We start from the raw sequence: 16,051 nt of genomic DNA, 5'->3' as shown, positions 1-16,051 counted from the left end.
GCAGACTTCAAGCAAATGCAGGTTGCCATCGCGGCGACCTGCATTTGTGTAGCGGAGCTGTCACCCAAAACCTGGCTGTCTTAGGCTGCGAATGTATATGCAGTCTATCGGACGATCACGCCGTACTGTTGAACGCCACCGTAGACAGGAGGCCTATGGCGGTGGTGGTAACGGCGGTCTCGCCAATCCCGCCGGTCATAGTTGCGGTAATAACGATCTCTCTCATAGGTCCGGTAGTAGACGCCCGTCGAATAGTACCCGCCACTTCGGTAGCCACGATCGTCAACGCATCCACTCAAGATACCAACGGAAATCAGGCAAATTGCTGCACTAAAAAGCTTCATGATCTCTCTCCAATGACGCATCTTAACGTCCGCTCGTGCACAAGGTTCCAACCGGCGTGAAGCAAGCGACCAGACATGATGAAGAAGCGATGATGGGTGTTACATCTCTGAGCCATTTCGCGGGCGACGAAGGGTTGAGTCGAAGGGCTGAATGCGCTCAAAAAGAACACTCGCGACGTCGAAACGGGCGGATTTCGGCGACCGATTTTCTATTTCTTGTAGGTGCTCATGTTAAAAGAGATCGAAGACACCGATAGTCTCGCCGCTCCGATAAACCACGATAGCTCAATGATTTTTAAGAGACATGGCGGATGGGGTGGGATTCGAACCCACGGTACGGTCTCCCGCACGCCGGTTTTCAAGACCGGTTCCTTAAACCACTCGGACACCCATCCATGCCTGTCGCGGGTTTATAAACGTTTGCGCCAGCGCGTCAATTGCCTCAAAAGCCTTATTTTCCAGTCGCCTGCACAAGCACAAAATTAACCAGTGCTTAACCATAATCATTACAATTTTACGTTCTTGGGCCGCATCGTTCGCATTTTCGCCATGTTGCGGGCAAGATTAGGCATCCGTTAAGTGCTTCGATGTCAGGGGCGTGATTATCGAGGTGTGAGAGGGGTCGTCCAGACGTTCGGCCTGAAGCAGCACGGGGCAGAGATTTGAAGTCTACCGTTACGAAGATTGGCGTCAGCGTCAAATGGGTCGGCATTGCCGTTCTCTGCGCCGCGACAGCATCATGTTCGACGACGTCGGAAACAAAAACAAAGCCGAAGCGCAGCAAGGAATATTTCGCTGAGTCGGAATACGGCGTGAAGGCGAGTCCGCGTATCGCAGAAGGTGCCAACGTCCCCAAGGGCGGCGGCAGGTTCCTCGTGGGCAATGCTTACACGGTCAAAGGTCGTCGTTACTTCCCCAAGGAAGATCCGAACTACGACAAGAGCGGTCTTGCCTCGTGGTACGGTTCGGCCTTTCACGGTCGGATGACGGCCAATGGTGAGGCTTACGACAAGGAACATCTTTCCGCGGCTCACCCGACATTCCCGCTTCCAAGCTACGCCCGCGTCACTAATCTCGAGAATGGGTCCTCCGTTGTCGTGCGCGTCAATGATCGCGGACCGTTCCATGAAGGTCGCTTGATCGACGTTTCCAGCAAGACTGCCGATCTCCTCGACATGAAGGGAACCGGCACTGCCAATGTGCGCGTTCAATATGTCGGGCGCGCGCCTCTGGATGGCCACGATATGCCATTTCTCATGGCGTCCTACATTCCAAAGGGATCTCGTGCTCCGGGCGTCAATCCTGAAGGACAGATCGCAAGCGGCGTGATGGTCGCATCCGCCTCTCAACGCAACATTCCCGTTCCATCGAATCCTGCTTATGGCGGCTCGGCACAAATGGCATTGGTCGGCGCGAAGAAGAACAACGCGCTTCAGGCCATGCCGCTGGTCGAAGGTGCAGCGCCAGCGAGCTTTAGCGGGCAGGGTAACGCTCAGTTTATAGCGCTTCCGGAAGTTGGCCCGTTCATCAACGAGCGTCCTGAAGGCAACTTCCTGCGTGTCCCCGGTCCATCGCCACGATACGCTTCGGCCTATTCAGAAGCCGCGCCAGCATCCAAGGCTGCGCATGTGTTCGATGCGGTGCTCGTGGAGCGAGGCGAACTGACAGAACAGTCCATTTTGAACTATGTGAAGAACAAGCAGAACAGAGACCGTTGAGCTTTGCCTCGACGGTCCATTGGCCCATAATCGCTTCTCTTGAGACGATTCCTTGCTAGAGGAATATCAAGGCGGCGGTAAGCAATAAGATAGGCGGCGGGCCGGCGTTCCATGGTGAAGATCATACCCAAATTTTTCCGGTGTTTTAGCCTTATCGCCCTGGCAATGACTTGTGGCGTCGCGGCTGCGGAGGCGCAGTCTGGCGGCCTCGCAGTAAAGGCGCAGCAGGCCTACATGATCGATGCCGAAACCGGCACTGTTTTACTGTCTCTGAACGAAAACACGCCATTTCCACCTGCCTCGCTTGCAAAGCTGATGACGGTAGAGACGGTGCTTGACGCACTGACGGGCGGACGTGTGACGCCTGAGACGTCCTATCCCGTCTCGGAATATGCGTGGCGAACGGGGGGAGCACCTTCTAGAACCTCAACCATGTTTGCGGCACTTAAATCTTCCGTCAGCGTCAACGACCTTTTGACGGGCATCATCGTGCAAAACGCCAATGACGGCTGCATCATTGTCGCAGAAGGCATGTCAGGATCAGACGCAGCCTTTGCCAAGACAATGACAGAGCGCGCCAAGATGCTGGGTTTGACGGGAAGCACCTTCGCCAACTCAACCGGCTTGCCGGACCCTGCGAACAAAACCACCGCGAAGGACATGGTGATGCTGGCCAAGCATATCCGTGACACCTACACAGATCGCTACAGCCTGTTCACCAAGCCGGATTTTGAGTGGAACCGGATCTTTCAACGCAACAAGAATACACTTTTGGCCCAGGATCTCGGTATTGACGGACTCGGGCTCGGCTTTGCGGAAGGCCATGGATATTCTGCCATCATCTCAGCCGAGCGTGACGGTCGTCGCATCTATCTGACGCTCGCCGGTATGGAGGACGACAAGACTCGCCAAGAAGAGGCGCGTCGTGTGGTCGATTGGGGCCTGACGGCCTTTCAGAAGCGAGAGTTGTTTCAAAAGGACGAAACGGTCGGGAGCGTGAGCGTCTATGGGGGCGCCGCATCCACCATAGACCTTGCCGTACATGAAACGGTAGGCATCCTTGTGCCGCTCAACAATCCCGACAGGCTGTCTGGCCGTATCGTGTATAAGTGGCCGCTCAACGCGCCGCTGGAGGCGGGCTACAACGCCGCGACTCTGAGGATTTTCTCCGGCGAACGGTTGCTGCGTGAAGTCCCGCTCTATACCACTGCCCCGGTTGCCGAGGGTACATTAAGCCAGAATGCGGCGGGCGCCTTGAAGGAATTATTGTTTTTCTGGCTGTGAGATATGGCGCGGTTTCGCCCACGATCGATATCGTCTAATAAGAAGCAACAGCCGAGATTATCAGGAAGAGACATTGCCCCAAAAAGGACTGTTTATAAGCTTTGAAGGCGGCGAGGGCGCTGGTAAGTCCACGCAGATCCGTATCCTGGCGGAAACGCTGCGCAGCCGCGGCTTTGAAGTCGTCGTGACGCGCGAACCCGGCGGTTCTGCGGGGGCGGAAGCGATCCGCCACGTGCTTCTGTCCGGTGCGGCAGAGTCTTTTGGCGTGCGTATGGAGGCCATGCTGTTTGCCGCCGCGCGCAACGACCATGTCGAGGAAGTCATCCGCCCGGCGCTGGAAAGTGGCGCTGTCGTTCTGTGCGATCGATTTCTCGATTCCTCTCGTGTCTACCAGGGAACGACGGGAAATCTGGAGCCGGATTTCATCGAGACGCTACAGCGCATTGCCGTGGATGGCACCATGCCCGACCTGACGCTGATCTTCGATATTCCAGCGGTGGACGGTCTTGCGCGGGCGCGCAAGCGTGCCGATAGCGGGGAGGCGCCTGACCGCTTCGAAAAGGAAGAGTTGGAGACGCATGAGAAACGCCGCGAAGCCTATCTCGACATCGCGCTGAACGAGCCGCGTCGTTGCCGCATCGTGGATGCAAAGCAGCCGCAGGACAAAGTGACGGAAGACGTTCTGTCCATGGTTGAGCCTCTGCTCGAGCGCTTCAAGAGCCTCGCGGATGTGACGCCATGAGCGAAACGCCGGGCGTTCTCGATGGGGCGATCGCGCCGCCGGACAATACACGTCTGTTCGGCCATGACGAGGCGGAAGCGTTTCTGGCGCAGTCCTATCGGTCCGGCAAAGGCCATCACGCCATTCTAATCGAAGGACCAGAAGGGATAGGCAAGGCAACGCTGGCGTTTCGTTTTGCCAATCATGTTCTATCCCATCCCGATCCAGTCGAGGCGCCCGACCACATAGCCGATCCGGATCCGTCATCGGTCGTCAGCCGCCAGATTTCCTCCGGTGCATCACATAATCTCCTGCACCTGACGCGGCCAGTCGATGACAAGACGGGACGCGTGAAGTCGGCGATTACCGTGGATGAGGTGAGGCGGGCAGGGCACTTCTTCTCGCAAACGTCCGGAACCGGGAATTGGCGTATCGTCATCATCGATCCGGCGGACGATCTTAATCGCAATGCCGCCAACGCCATACTCAAAATTCTCGAGGAACCGCCGAAGCGGGCTATGTTCCTGGTCCTATCACATGCGCCGGGTAAGCTCTTGCCGACTATCCGTTCGCGCTGCATGCCGTTGCGGCTTTTGCCGCTGGACGATAGTGCCATGGGAAATGCGCTTAATCATCTTGGGCTCAATATCTCCGGTGAGAAGCGGGAAGCGCTGCTGCAAGCTTCCAAGGGCAGCGTGGCGCAGGCGCTGAAGCTCATCAATTATGGCGGCTCCGATATCGTTGACGTCTTCACTGCGGCAATCAGTGCGGAAGGGCCTTCGGCGCGCAAGCAAATGCACAAGCTGGCGGATGTTCTTGCGCAGAAAGATGGCGATATCATCCTCGGCTTTTTTATGGAGCACGCTACCGAAGAGCTGATGCAACGCGCCAAGGCAGCCGCCCTTGCGGGAGACCTGAAAGGCGCGGAGCGTCGCGCGCGACTGTCGTCTTCCCTCTCCGAGCGTATCGCTATTGCTCAAGCTTACAATCTCGACAAGAAGCAGATGGTCCTGTCCATTCTGGAAGACATGCGCTCGGTCTGATCCGCATAAAATCCACGGCTTTTGCTTTCGCTTGTGCGAACAATAGGCTAAAGCGGTCTATCTCAAAAATCAGACCGTAAAGCCGATCGAGCGTCATGACAGACAAGACCCCATTTTACATCACCACAGCGATCTCCTATCCGAACGGCAAGCCGCATATCGGCCATGCCTACGAGCTGATCGCGACGGATGCCATGGCGCGTTTTCAGCGTCTGGATGGACGGGATGTGTTCTTTCTGACCGGCACTGACGAGCACGGCCAGAAGATGCAGCAGACGGCGCGTGCGGAAGGTATTTCGCCGGAAGAATTGGCGCAGCGCAACTCCGACCAGTTCCGCGAGATGGGCAAGCTGTTGAATGCCTCGAATGACGATTTCATCCGCACGACGGAAGAGCGCCATCACGAGACATCGCGCAACATCTGGAACCTGATGTCGAAGGCTGGTGACATCTATAAGGACAGCTATGCCGGATGGTACTCCGTCCGCGACGAGGCCTATTACGCCGAAGACGAGACCGAACTGCGTGCAGATGGCGTACGTTACGGACCGCAGGGTACACCGGTGGAATGGGTGGAGGAAGAGAGCTACTTCTTCAAGCTATCTGAATATCAGGACAGGCTGCTCAAACATTACGAAGATAACCCCGATTTCATCGGTCCAGCCGAACGGCGAAACGAGATCATCTCCTTCGTCAAATCAGGCCTGAAGGATCTTTCCGTTTCGCGCACGACTTTCGACTGGGGCATCAAGGTTCCGGACGATCCGAAGCATGTGATGTATGTATGGGTGGACGCGCTCACTAACTACATCACCGCGACCGGCTATATCGAAGACAAACAAGGCCCACGGGCCAAATACTGGCCGGCTGACGTCCATATTATTGGCAAGGACATCATTCGCTTCCACGCCGTATATTGGCCCGCCTTTTTGATGAGCGCCGGCTTGCCGCTGCCAAAGCGCGTCTACGCCCACGGCTTCCTGCTCAACAAGGGCGAGAAGATGTCGAAGTCGCTTGGTAACGTGGTCGATCCGGTCAATCTGGTGAATCATTTCGGCCTCGATCAAGTCCGCTATTTCTTCCTTCGCGAAGTCTCCTTCGGCCAGGATGGAAGCTACAGCGAGGAGGGGATTGCGACACGCATCAACGCGGACCTTGCAAATGGTATCGGCAATCTCGCCAGCCGTTCGCTCTCCATGATTGTGAAGAATTGCGATGGTCAGATCCCGACACCCGGCATCTTCTCAGATGAAGACAAGGCGATGCTGGCAGCGGCTGACGCGCTTCTCGCAACCTGCCGCGATGAGATGAGCAAGCAGATGATTCACAAGGCGCTCGCCTCGATCATCGCTGTGGTATCAGAAACGGACCGCTATTTCGCCGGTCAGGAGCCGTGGGCGCTGAAGAAGACCGATCCGCAGCGCATGGGGACCGTCCTTTATGTCACGGCGGAAGTCGTGCGCCAGATCGGTATCCTGCTTCAGCCGTTCATGCCGGCATCGTGCGAAAAGCTTCTCGATCTGGTCGCCGCTCCTTTAGACAAGCGGGATTTTGCGGCACTCGGAGAGGCTGGTCGTCTCGTGCCCGGCACACCGCTTGAAGCGCCAAAGCCGGTCTTCCCGCGTTACGTAGCGCCGGAGGCGTGAAGACCAGCATGCTGATCGATACCCATTGCCATCTGGATTTTGCCGATTTCGACGCTGAGCGCGACGATATCATCAAACGCGCACACTCATCCGGCGTCGCCCAGATGGTGACGATCTCGACCCGCGTCCGGCGTCTGCCAGAGCTGTTGAAGATCGTCGATGCATACCCATCCGTCTTCTGCTCTGTCGGCACGCATCCGAACAACGCCGATGAGGAATTGGATATCTCCGCTGACGAGCTCGTACGGCTTGCCAACGGCCATGACAAGATCGTGGCGATCGGCGAGGCGGGGCTGGATTATTTCTACGACACGCAAAAGCCGGAAGACCAGAAAACGGGGCTTCGGCGTCACATCGAAGCAGCACGCATCACCCAGCTTCCGCTCGTCATTCACAGCCGCAGCGCCGATGACGATATGATTGCTATCCTGCGCGAAGAAAGCGGGAAGGGCGCGTTCCCGTTTATTCTGCACTGTTTCTCTGCGGGACCGGATCTTGCGAAGGCAGGTGTCGAACTTGGCGGTTATGTTTCGTTCTCGGGCATTCTCACCTTTCCGAAATCGCAAGATATCCGCGACATCGCCGCGGCCATTCCGCTCGACCGCCTGTTGGTGGAAACGGACGCGCCCTATCTTGCACCAAAACGCTGGCGCGGAAAGCGCAACGAACCGTCCTATGTCGTCAATACGGCTGAAGTTCTGGCGGACGTTCACGGTCTGCCCTACGAGACGATGGCGGAGATCACTACGGACAATGCGTTCCGCTGCTTTTCGAAAATGACGAGAGTCTGATCCTTTGGCACTCTATCGGCGTCGCTTCACCATACTCGGCTGCTCCTCGTCTCCTGGCGTTCCCCGAATCAATGGAGACTGGGGGGCGTGCGACCCGACCAATCCAAAAAACAGACGCACCCGCGCGGCATTTCTCATCGAGCAGATTTCCCCGGATGGCGGTGTTACCACCGTCGTTGTCGATACCGGTCCGGATTTTCGCGAGCAAATGATTGCGGCGGGCGTCAAAGCGATCGATGCCGTCATCTATACTCACCACCACGCCGATCACCTGCATGGAATCGATGATCTGCGCGGCTACTTCATCACCTCTGGCAGCCGGATACCGATCTATGCCGAGCCGGATACGATGCAGCGCATCCGCGATGGTTTTCCATACTGCCTGGAAACGCCGGCCGGGAGCAATTATCCGCCGATCGTCAAACCCAATCTGATCGAAGACCTGGATCAGGACATCGTTATTAAAGGCGAGGGCGGCCCGCTGCGTATCAGGCCGCATTTGCAGCAACATGGCGATATCGTTTCGCTCGGCTTTCGCGTCGGTGACGTTGCCTACTGCACCGATGTCAGTGATTTTCCACCAGAATCCGTCGAAAAGCTCCAAAATCTGGACATGATCGTCATCGATACGTTGCAGTATCGCTATCACCCAAGCCACCTGTCGCTCGAGCAGTCGCTCGGCTGGATTGAGACGTTTGGCGCCAAACACGCGATATTGACGCATATGCACACGCCATTGGACTATGAGACCGTCTTGCGGGAAACGCCGGACCATGTCGAACCCGGCTACGATCAGATGCGTTTCGAGGTCGAACTGACGCAAGAGCGCCTGTAGCTGCAATAGAGGAATGCAATGTCGATCAAGCCCTTCCGCGCCCCCAGCATGGCGAGCTTTTTCGACAATATACGCAGCGGACGTCTGCGCGCGCTCTTTCGTCGTGGCGAGCTCGCCCTCGTGGTTCTTGCAATCCTTGTTGGTGCAGTGGCCGGCGTTCTTGTTTCTCTGATCGGGGCGCTCAGCACGGCACTGCATGTGCTTGTCTTCGGCGTCGAAAGGCTTAGCAGCAGCGATCTCTCTGGCTGGATCGTCATGGCTGGACCTGTCATTGGAGGCGCGGTACTTGGCCTCATACTCTTCATCCTATCCCGAACCCGCAAGAAACCGATGGTCGACCCGATTGAGGCCAACGCACTCCATGGCGGGCGACTGTCATTGACGGACAGCATCATCGTCTGCGTGCAAAACATCGTATCAAATGGCTTTGGCGCTTCGGTTGGACTTGAAGCGGGCTACACCCAGGTTGCCAGCGGCGTCGCATCCAAGCTTGGCCTGAACCTGAAACTGAGGCGAGGGGACATGCGTATCCTCGTTGGATGCGGGGCCGCTGGCGCGATTGCCGCCGCTTTCAACGCGCCTTTGACGGGAGCGTTCTATGCCATCGAACTGATCATCGGTACCTACACGATCGTCACACTTGCGCCGCTGATCGTGTCGGCGCTGGTTGCAAACATTGTGGCAGGCCTAATATCTCATCACGGCATCAACATCGATGTTGTCGGCTCAAGTTCAGTGACGCCTCCCGATTATGTGCCGGCGATCTTCCTGGGTGTCGTTTGCGCTGGCATCGGCATCGTTCTCATGCAGGCGGTATCCTTTATCGAGGAAACAGCGCGCAAAAGCGCAATACCGCTATGGCTTCGCCCCACACTTGGAGGGCTCGTGGTCGGGGCGTTGGCGCTGATCTCGCCACAGGTGCTTTCCAGTGGTCACGGCGCTCTGCATCTCAATCTCGACGCGAATATCACCCTTATGGGACTTGTTGGACTTTTCCTGCTGAAAGCCACGGCCAGTGCCGTCTCTATCGGCTCCAGTTTCCGCGGCGGCCTGTTCTTCGCGTCTCTTTTTATGGGCTCGCTGCTTGGCAAAATCTTTGCCGTTTGTGCGCCCTTCATCGGCTATGGCGCCACGCAGCCGGTCGTCTACGCTGTCATCGGCATGAGCGCCTTTGCCGCTGCGATTATCGGTGGCCCCTTGACCATGACGTTTCTGGCGCTCGAACTGACAGGCGACTTTCAGATCACGGCACTGGTTCTTGCCGCAGTCATCACCACATCGCTCGTGGTTCGCACCACCTTCGGCTACTCCTTCGCCACATGGCGTTTTCATCTGCGCGGTGAAAGCATCCGCAGCGCCCATGACATAGGCTGGATTCGCGATTTGACCGTCGGAAAAATGATGCGTGCGGATATCCGCAAAGCCAATCTCAGCATGGGACTTGAAGCTTTCAAGGAGAATTTTCCGCTTGGGTCCACGCAGCGTGTCATCATGACAGATGATGATGGGCGTTACGTCGGGATCGTGCTGGTACCGGAACTCTACGCCGACCCGATGGAACGCGACGCTTCAGAGATCGGCCTCGAATCCTATCTGCACTACAAGAACAATGTACTGCTGCCGACGATGAACGCGCGCCAAGCTGCAGCGGCTTTCGACGATACCGAAAGCGAAGCGCTGGCTGTCGTCAACGACAAGGTAGAAAACCGGCCGGTAGGCCTGCTGACTGAAAGCCATACGCTGAGGCGCTACAGCGAAGAATTGGAGATGCGACGCCGTGAGGCATCTGGCGAGATTTGAGTGGTTGAGGCAGCGCAACGCCTAAACGCACAGGCTTCCCATCTCCATAAGTTCCATAATCTATATTATGCGATCTTGTGTATTGGGCGGATCTGACAGGCAGCGTCTCTCAGCACCTCGCCCCTGGCTCTAACACTTATGGCGTTTCGCCCAAATCCACTTCGACTGACTCGGTAAAACGCAAGGCATTGACGTAACCGAAGTCAAAAGCACCCTTGGTGGTTTCGCCATCCGTATTCATCAATAGCTCAAAAGCTCGCTCACGTGCAGTCGGAGCTAAGTTGCCGCTGGCGGCATGCTGATCATTGCGTCGTCGGGAGAATACGATTGCCTCGAAACGAAAGTGTTCTGGCGCCGCAACTTTATGCGCGGCGCCAGAAAGGGAAATATCACTCGGCGACCTTGACCAACAGCTTGCCGAAATTGCCGCCGGACAGCATAGAGGTAAAGGCTTCGGGTGCTTTTTCCAGACCGTCCACGATGTCTTCGCGATAATGGATTTCTCCGGCGGCTATACGAGGACCGACCTCGGCCAGAAACTCATCGAAATGGTCCTTCGCGAATTCGATCTGAATAAATCCACGGACTAGGATGCTCTGGCGGAGGATCGTCGACATCGTGGCCGGGAGACGATCCTCCTGGCCAGCGCCGGCACCATTGTAATGGGCGACGAGCCCGCAAACCGGCACGCGTGCGAATTGGTTGAGGAGCGGCAATACGCCATCCCAAACACGGCCGCCCACATTTTCGAAATAGACGTCGATCCCATCTGGGCAAACAGCTCCAAGGTCTGATGCGAAGTTACCCGATCGGTGATCGACAACGGCGTCAAACCCAAGCTCGTTCTTCACGAACGCGCATTTTTCCTTGCCGCCTGCAATGCCAACGGCACGAGCACCGGCAAGTTTTGCAAGCTGGCCAACCATGGAGCCAACTGGCCCCGAAGCTGCTGCAACGACGACCGTTTCACCCGCTTTCGGCTGGCCGATAAATTTCAGTCCTGCCCATGCGGTAAATCCCGGCATACCGAGCGCTCCCAGGGACGTGGTGATCGGCGCACCGTGGGTTTCGACGTGGCGGAGCTGATCGCCGTTTATAGTAGCGTGGCTGCTCCAGCCCGTCCTGCCTCGGACGATATCGCCGGGTGAAAAGTCGTTATGTCTAGACTTCACGACCTCGGAGATTGCCTCTCCTTCCATGACACCGCCCACGGGCACAGGTGCCGCATAGGATTTTGCGTCGCTCATGCGTCCGCGCATGTAAGGGTCAAGAGAAAGATAAAGGGCCTTGACGGTAACGTCCCCCTCGCCTGCCTCTTGAAGCTCGAACTCCTCCAGGCGGAAATTGTCAGGTCCAGGTTCTCCTGTGGGCCTGCTTGCGAGAACGATACGGCGTGCAGACGTCATTTGATGCTCCTCTTTTCAGCATCGGACTTATCTAGGAAGACTTGAAGAGTTTCCAAGGCGGATCACCGCTCGTGGCACCATTTTAGCCGGAGTACGAAAGAGACGTTGCCTCGCTCGCCAAGCAGGATAGGGTGTTATCTCCATTCCCAAAGACATTCGAATCCCTTGAATGACATTCCGCAGCCGACTGATCCTCTACGCCCTATTGACATCCCTCACCTCGCTGAGCATTGACGCTCTGCTACCTGGGCTCAGGCAGATAGGACTGGAGCTTGGCGCGGCGCCACCGCTCTCCACCCATCACGTGATATCACTGTTCATTTTCGGCATGGCCTTCGGTGAACTGGTCATAGGCCCTCTTTCGGATGCATTCGGGCGCAAACGGGCGCTACTCGGGGGGATTTGCGTCTATCTCCTCGGAACGGCCATAGGGCTCTTTGCTCAGTCTTTGGAGATGGTGCTCATCGGCCGTTTTCTACAAGGCGTTGGCGTCTCCGGCCCGAAGATCGCAACCCGAGCCATGATCCGAGATCAGTTCGAGGGCGATGCAATGGCGCGCGTCATGTCCTTCATGTTCACACTCTTTATCCTCATTCCGATGCTGGCTCCTGCTCTTGCGCAAGGGCTTATCGCCGTCGCAGGTTGGCGCAGTATTTTTGCAGCCTATCTCGTGATCGCTGTTTGCCTTTGCATCTGGTTCACTGGAAGACATCCTGAGACATTACCTGTCAACCGGCGCATCCCATTTCGGCCGCGTCTGCTTTTCCTCAACGCTTTGCGGATTCTCTCCAGCCCCCGGGTGACGCTGCTGATTATCGCGACTGGCCTCGTGTTTGGCGCGCAGCTCCTCTATCTCAGCACCGCCGCGGACTTATTCTTTGAGGCCTATGGCGTGGCGGAAACCTTTCCACTCTACTTTGCTGCGCTGGCTCTTGCAATGGGACTTGCCTCCTTTATCAATGCCAGGCTCGTTCATCGTCTCGGCACGGTCACAATGGCGCGCATCGGGTTCATCTGCCTGACCACGGTGTCTCTACTCATGCTGGTGGCAACTTTTGTTGAAGGTGGCGCCCTTCCCTTCGTGGCGTTCCTGTCGCTGCTTTTCCTCGCTTTTTTCGCAATCGGCATCCTGTTCGGAAACCTCAATGCCATGGCAATGCAGACGCTTGGAAACGTCGCAGGGTTTGGGGCATCCTTGATCGCGTCGGGGTCAAGCCTCGTCGCCACCGCGTTTGCCGTTGGCTTCGGAAGCTTTTACAGCGCCAACACCATTTATTTAGGCGTTGGATTCTTTGCGGCAGGATTGTCGTCACTCACACTTGCCGAAGTCGCTATCAGAAGAAACGAGCCGTCGGTTATCGGCGTCAGCCGATGACCTGCGTTGGCGGGCGGTATCACCGGCTCCCGGGAAACAGAGCGGTCGCAAGTGTCGACGGCGCTGTTCTGCTCAGCTTGAACTCTGAGATCACGCGTTCGGCCACGCCGAAGGCCAGATCCCGTTCGATTGCGGACGCGTCGAGGCTCACCGCCGTGACCGTGAATTTCGCTTCCGCAATCACCTCGCCCGTCTGCACGGCGGCCGCACGCACTACGGCCCTGACAGAGGCACGCTGGCCTAGAAGCAACGATCCCCTTGCATAGGCTTCGAGCCGGATCGTCAGCACCACGCGCGGACGCGCACGTACTCTCACCGTATCGTTGATGGCATTGGAAACCCGATAATGGATCGACTGCATAAGCTCCGGCGAAATATCCGCGCGCGCCGCAACAAAGGCGCCTCGCACGTCATAGATCAGCCGATCGCCTTCGCGCGTCTCGGGCCCAAGCCTGAAAGACATGAGTGCGAGAGACGTCAGCATAACCACGCCTATCCGCTTGAGTTGCCGATACAAGAAAGATGCCTCCCCTAAGGTAACCTTCAGGGTTCATCTTCGTGCATCGTGGTTAAAAATGCTCTAAGTCGCTCGTGTGATCTTCACCGCGCTGCAGCAAGAACTCGGGCCGCGGCACGCATGTCGGTGAAGCGCACAGCACGACGCTGTTGGGCTTCCTCGTCTTCTCCCCACTGCTCCGCAGTCCAGTCTTCATCGAGATGCGCCAGGGCCCAAACTTCCTCAAGGCTTTTCTCGCCTTCGGCAAGCGCCAATGCGAGTATTGCAGATCCCGTGAGTGTCGTCATCGTGTGGAGAGCTGCAAGCTCGATCGGGGTATCATATTTGCGCAGTGTGACGGCAAAAGCGGCCACCGCTTCTCGGGGCTGCTCTTGGTGCATGACGCCTTCTATCAGGATAAAGCGCGCACCAAGCGAATTTGCTGCCCAGTCGATCACGGGGTCCCATTGCTCCGTCTGGCGCTCGACAAGCGCTTCCGGTTCGCCTGCCCGGTAGCAGAGCAGATCGCTGGAGGAAAAGCGCAGAATATCTTCAAATACCGCCTGGGGGTCGTTCGCTACGCCATCGATCGCCGTATTCACATGGCGGGAAATCGGCATAGTGGAGGGGTCGATCACCTCCGCCTGCGCGTCCCACTCATCGCGCATCAAGACCGCAAGCGCTCTGGTTGGAACATAGAGCGGATGTTTTGCAGGCGTACGCAGCACCTTGCCATCGAGACGGATCGTGAAGGCGCCCTCTTCTGCTTCCTCCACAGTCACCTCCTTATAAAAACGCTTGGGAAGCGGCTTCTGCATCTGGATTTGCGCCCGGCGGATCGGGTCTGGATGGCTCAAGCCCTCCGAAAGATCGTTCAGCAAGTCACGCATATTTGGTCCTCGTCAGCTCGGTATGTGACCGGGAATTTCGCTTGGATGGTTGACGATCGCATCAGCGCCAGCAGCCCAGAGCGCATCGACGGAGGCATACCCCCAAGCGACACCTATTGCCTTGGCACCGGCGGCCTTTGCCATCTGCATATCGTAGATCGCATCGCCTATGACAATCGTATCGGTCGGAACCATGCCGGTTTCGTGGCAGCATTCGCTCACCATGGCCGGATGCGGTTTCGAGGGGCAATCATCCGCTGTGCGGGAAACAATGAAGTGCTCACGAAAGCCGTGTGTGTCCATTATCAGGTTGAGGCCACGGCGAGATTTACCTGTCACGGCCCCCATCAACAGTTCTTCGCGCTCGGCAAGCTTTGCGATCATCTGCGCAATGCCGTCGAACAAGGGCTCCTGAAAACCAGGCTCTGCGCGTGTTTCGGCAAAAATCGCCTTATAATGAGCGGTCATCGCCGTTGCCTCATCATCCACATGCATCTTTCCCTGCATTCGGGCGATGGCGATATCGAGCGTCAGCCCAATAATCGATTTCGTCAGAGACACCTCAGGACGCGGATAACCGAAATGCAAGAAGGTGCGCGCCATAACCTCATGGATGAGGCCGACGCTATCGACCAGCGTCCCGTCGCAATCGAAAAGAACAAGCTTCATTGATCGTCCCTGTCACCATCGGCAACATCGAGGCCGAGGAGATTCCACGTCTGCACCATATGCGGCGGAAGAGGTGCGCTGACGCGGAGACGACCGCCGGACGGATGGGGAATATCGATGTGGCGTGCGTGCAGGTGCAGGCGCTTCTGGATGCCGCCGGGAAAATCCCAGTTCGGGTCGTCGATGTAGTATTTCGGATCGCCAATGATGGGATGGCCCATGTGTAGCGCGTGTACGCGCAGCTGATGGGTGCGGCCGGTATAAGGCTCCATTTCCAGCCAGGCCAAATTTTGCGCCGCGGTATCGATTACCCTGTAATAAGAGATCGCGTGGTCGGCACCTTCCTCGCCGTGCTTGGCAATGCGCATACGATCTCCATCCGGTGTCTGCTCCTTGACCAGCCAGCTCGAAATCTTGTCCTGGTGTTTGCGCGGAACGCCTTTGACCAGCGACCAGTAGGTCTTCTTCGTATCGCGTTCGCGAAATGCTGCAGTCAGCTTCTGTGCCGCGCCACGGGTACGGGCGACGACGAGAACGCCGGATGTATCGCGGTCCAGACGATGGACAAGACGGGGCTTTTCGCCTTTCTGGTTCGTCCAGGCTTCGAGAAGGCCGTCGATATGGCGGTTTACACCCGACCCGCCCTGCACGGCAATGCCGGCAGGCTTGTTGAAGACGAAGACCTTGTCGTCCTCGTGAAGCAACATGCGCTTGAGAAGATCGCCGTCCTCCGAATGCTTCAAGTCCTTGGAGCCGATCGGGCCGCTCTTGACCTTGGCATCGACATCAAGTGGTGGCACGCGGACCATTTGGCCGGGTTGAACGCGGGCATCGGTTTTGACGCGGCCACCATCGACGCGAACCTGGCCCGATCTCATCAGCTTTTGCAGCTGACCGAATCCGAGGCCCGGGTAATGGATCTTGAACCAGCGGTCGAGACGCATTCCGGCCTCGTCGGCCTCAACCTTGATGTGCTCGATACCTGCCATGGCAATTCCAGTCTTTCTTTTCTGATCTGCCGCCTCGTTGGTGT

General features: G+C 57.1%; 15 protein-coding genes and 1 tRNA gene. 9 read left to right on the top strand and 7 right to left on the bottom strand.

The genetic code is table 11. From position 1 onward, the window contains the following. Positions 1-104: 104 nt before the first annotated feature. Positions 105-344, bottom strand: coding sequence for a hypothetical protein (locus tag QZ869_RS10670; RefSeq protein WP_296016336.1), 240 nt, complete (start codon positions 342-344; stop codon positions 105-107). A 305-nt stretch (positions 345-649) separates the two neighbouring features. After that, a tRNA-Ser gene (locus QZ869_RS10665) sits at positions 650-739 on the bottom strand. 267 nt (positions 740-1,006) lie between these two features. On the opposite strand from QZ869_RS10665, the gene QZ869_RS10660 reads away from it, so the two are divergent. The 8 genes from QZ869_RS10660 (at position 1,007) to QZ869_RS10625 (ending at position 10,182) form a co-directional block, all read left to right on the top strand. Beyond that, positions 1,007-2,062: a septal ring lytic transglycosylase RlpA family protein gene (locus tag QZ869_RS10660; protein WP_296104461.1), complete on the top strand. Its 1,056-nt coding sequence runs from the start codon at positions 1,007-1,009 to the stop codon at positions 2,060-2,062. Positions 2,063-2,173: 111 nt separating this feature from the next. After that, positions 2,174-3,346, top strand: a complete 1,173-nt coding sequence (locus QZ869_RS10655) for a D-alanyl-D-alanine carboxypeptidase family protein (RefSeq protein WP_296104458.1) — start codon at positions 2,174-2,176, stop codon at positions 3,344-3,346. 73 nt (positions 3,347-3,419) lie between these two features. Then, positions 3,420-4,088 (top strand): dTMP kinase, encoded by a 669-nt coding sequence (gene tmk / locus QZ869_RS10650; protein WP_296104456.1) that lies wholly within the window; start codon positions 3,420-3,422, stop codon positions 4,086-4,088. Beyond that, the gene (locus QZ869_RS10645; RefSeq protein WP_296104452.1) at positions 4,085-5,110 is read left to right on the top strand and encodes a DNA polymerase III subunit delta'; all 1,026 of its coding nucleotides are present in this window, start codon (positions 4,085-4,087) and stop codon (positions 5,108-5,110) included. The genes tmk and QZ869_RS10645 overlap by 4 nt, the downstream gene beginning before the upstream one ends. A gap of 95 nt (positions 5,111-5,205) precedes the next feature. Then, the gene (gene metG, locus QZ869_RS10640) at positions 5,206-6,756 is read left to right on the top strand and encodes a methionine--tRNA ligase (protein ID WP_296073689.1); all 1,551 of its coding nucleotides are present in this window, start codon (positions 5,206-5,208) and stop codon (positions 6,754-6,756) included. A gap of 8 nt (positions 6,757-6,764) precedes the next feature. Then, positions 6,765-7,547 carry a TatD family hydrolase gene (locus QZ869_RS10635; RefSeq protein WP_296085975.1) on the top strand — a complete coding sequence of 261 codons (783 nt, stop codon included), beginning with the start codon at positions 6,765-6,767 and terminating at the stop codon, positions 7,545-7,547. Positions 7,548-7,551: 4 nt separating this feature from the next. Then, complete coding sequence (locus QZ869_RS10630; protein ID WP_296104450.1) at positions 7,552-8,382, top strand: MBL fold metallo-hydrolase; 831 nt, start codon at positions 7,552-7,554, stop codon at positions 8,380-8,382. A gap of 18 nt (positions 8,383-8,400) precedes the next feature. Next, positions 8,401-10,182, top strand: coding sequence for a chloride channel protein (locus QZ869_RS10625; RefSeq protein ID WP_296016349.1), 1,782 nt, complete (start codon positions 8,401-8,403; stop codon positions 10,180-10,182). Positions 10,183-10,571: 389 nt separating this feature from the next. Here the strand turns inward: QZ869_RS10625 and QZ869_RS10620 are convergent, their stop codons facing one another. Beyond that, positions 10,572-11,588 (bottom strand): NADP-dependent oxidoreductase, encoded by a 1,017-nt coding sequence (locus QZ869_RS10620; protein ID WP_296104448.1) that lies wholly within the window; start codon positions 11,586-11,588, stop codon positions 10,572-10,574. Between the two features lie 169 nt (positions 11,589-11,757). On the opposite strand from QZ869_RS10620, the gene QZ869_RS10615 reads away from it, so the two are divergent. After that, positions 11,758-12,963, top strand: coding sequence for an MFS transporter (locus tag QZ869_RS10615; protein WP_296104445.1), 1,206 nt, complete (start codon positions 11,758-11,760; stop codon positions 12,961-12,963). Between the two features lie 19 nt (positions 12,964-12,982). Here QZ869_RS10615 and QZ869_RS10610 read toward each other — a convergent pair whose 3' ends face one another. The 4 genes from QZ869_RS10610 to QZ869_RS10595 form a co-directional block, all read right to left on the bottom strand. Continuing rightward, positions 12,983-13,447, bottom strand: a complete 465-nt coding sequence (locus QZ869_RS10610; RefSeq protein ID WP_296104443.1) for a hypothetical protein — start codon at positions 13,445-13,447, stop codon at positions 12,983-12,985. A 116-nt stretch (positions 13,448-13,563) separates the two neighbouring features. Next, positions 13,564-14,349 carry an ATP12 family chaperone protein gene (locus QZ869_RS10605; RefSeq protein WP_296075795.1) on the bottom strand — a complete coding sequence of 262 codons (786 nt, stop codon included), beginning with the start codon at positions 14,347-14,349 and terminating at the stop codon, positions 13,564-13,566. A gap of 12 nt (positions 14,350-14,361) precedes the next feature. Further along, positions 14,362-15,018 carry an HAD-IA family hydrolase gene (locus QZ869_RS10600; RefSeq protein ID WP_296036563.1) on the bottom strand — a complete coding sequence of 219 codons (657 nt, stop codon included), beginning with the start codon at positions 15,016-15,018 and terminating at the stop codon, positions 14,362-14,364. After that, the gene (locus tag QZ869_RS10595) at positions 15,015-16,007 is read right to left on the bottom strand and encodes an RluA family pseudouridine synthase (protein ID WP_296075801.1); all 993 of its coding nucleotides are present in this window, start codon (positions 16,005-16,007) and stop codon (positions 15,015-15,017) included. The genes QZ869_RS10600 and QZ869_RS10595 overlap by 4 nt, the downstream gene beginning before the upstream one ends. Positions 16,008-16,051: the final 44 nt, after the last annotated feature.

This window comes from uncultured Agrobacterium sp. (genome assembly GCF_913777885.1).
GTDB lineage: Bacteria > Pseudomonadota > Alphaproteobacteria > Rhizobiales > Rhizobiaceae > Agrobacterium.
Note: the sequence above shows the minus strand (reverse complement) of the source record. Positions and strands in the feature narration are given on the sequence as shown.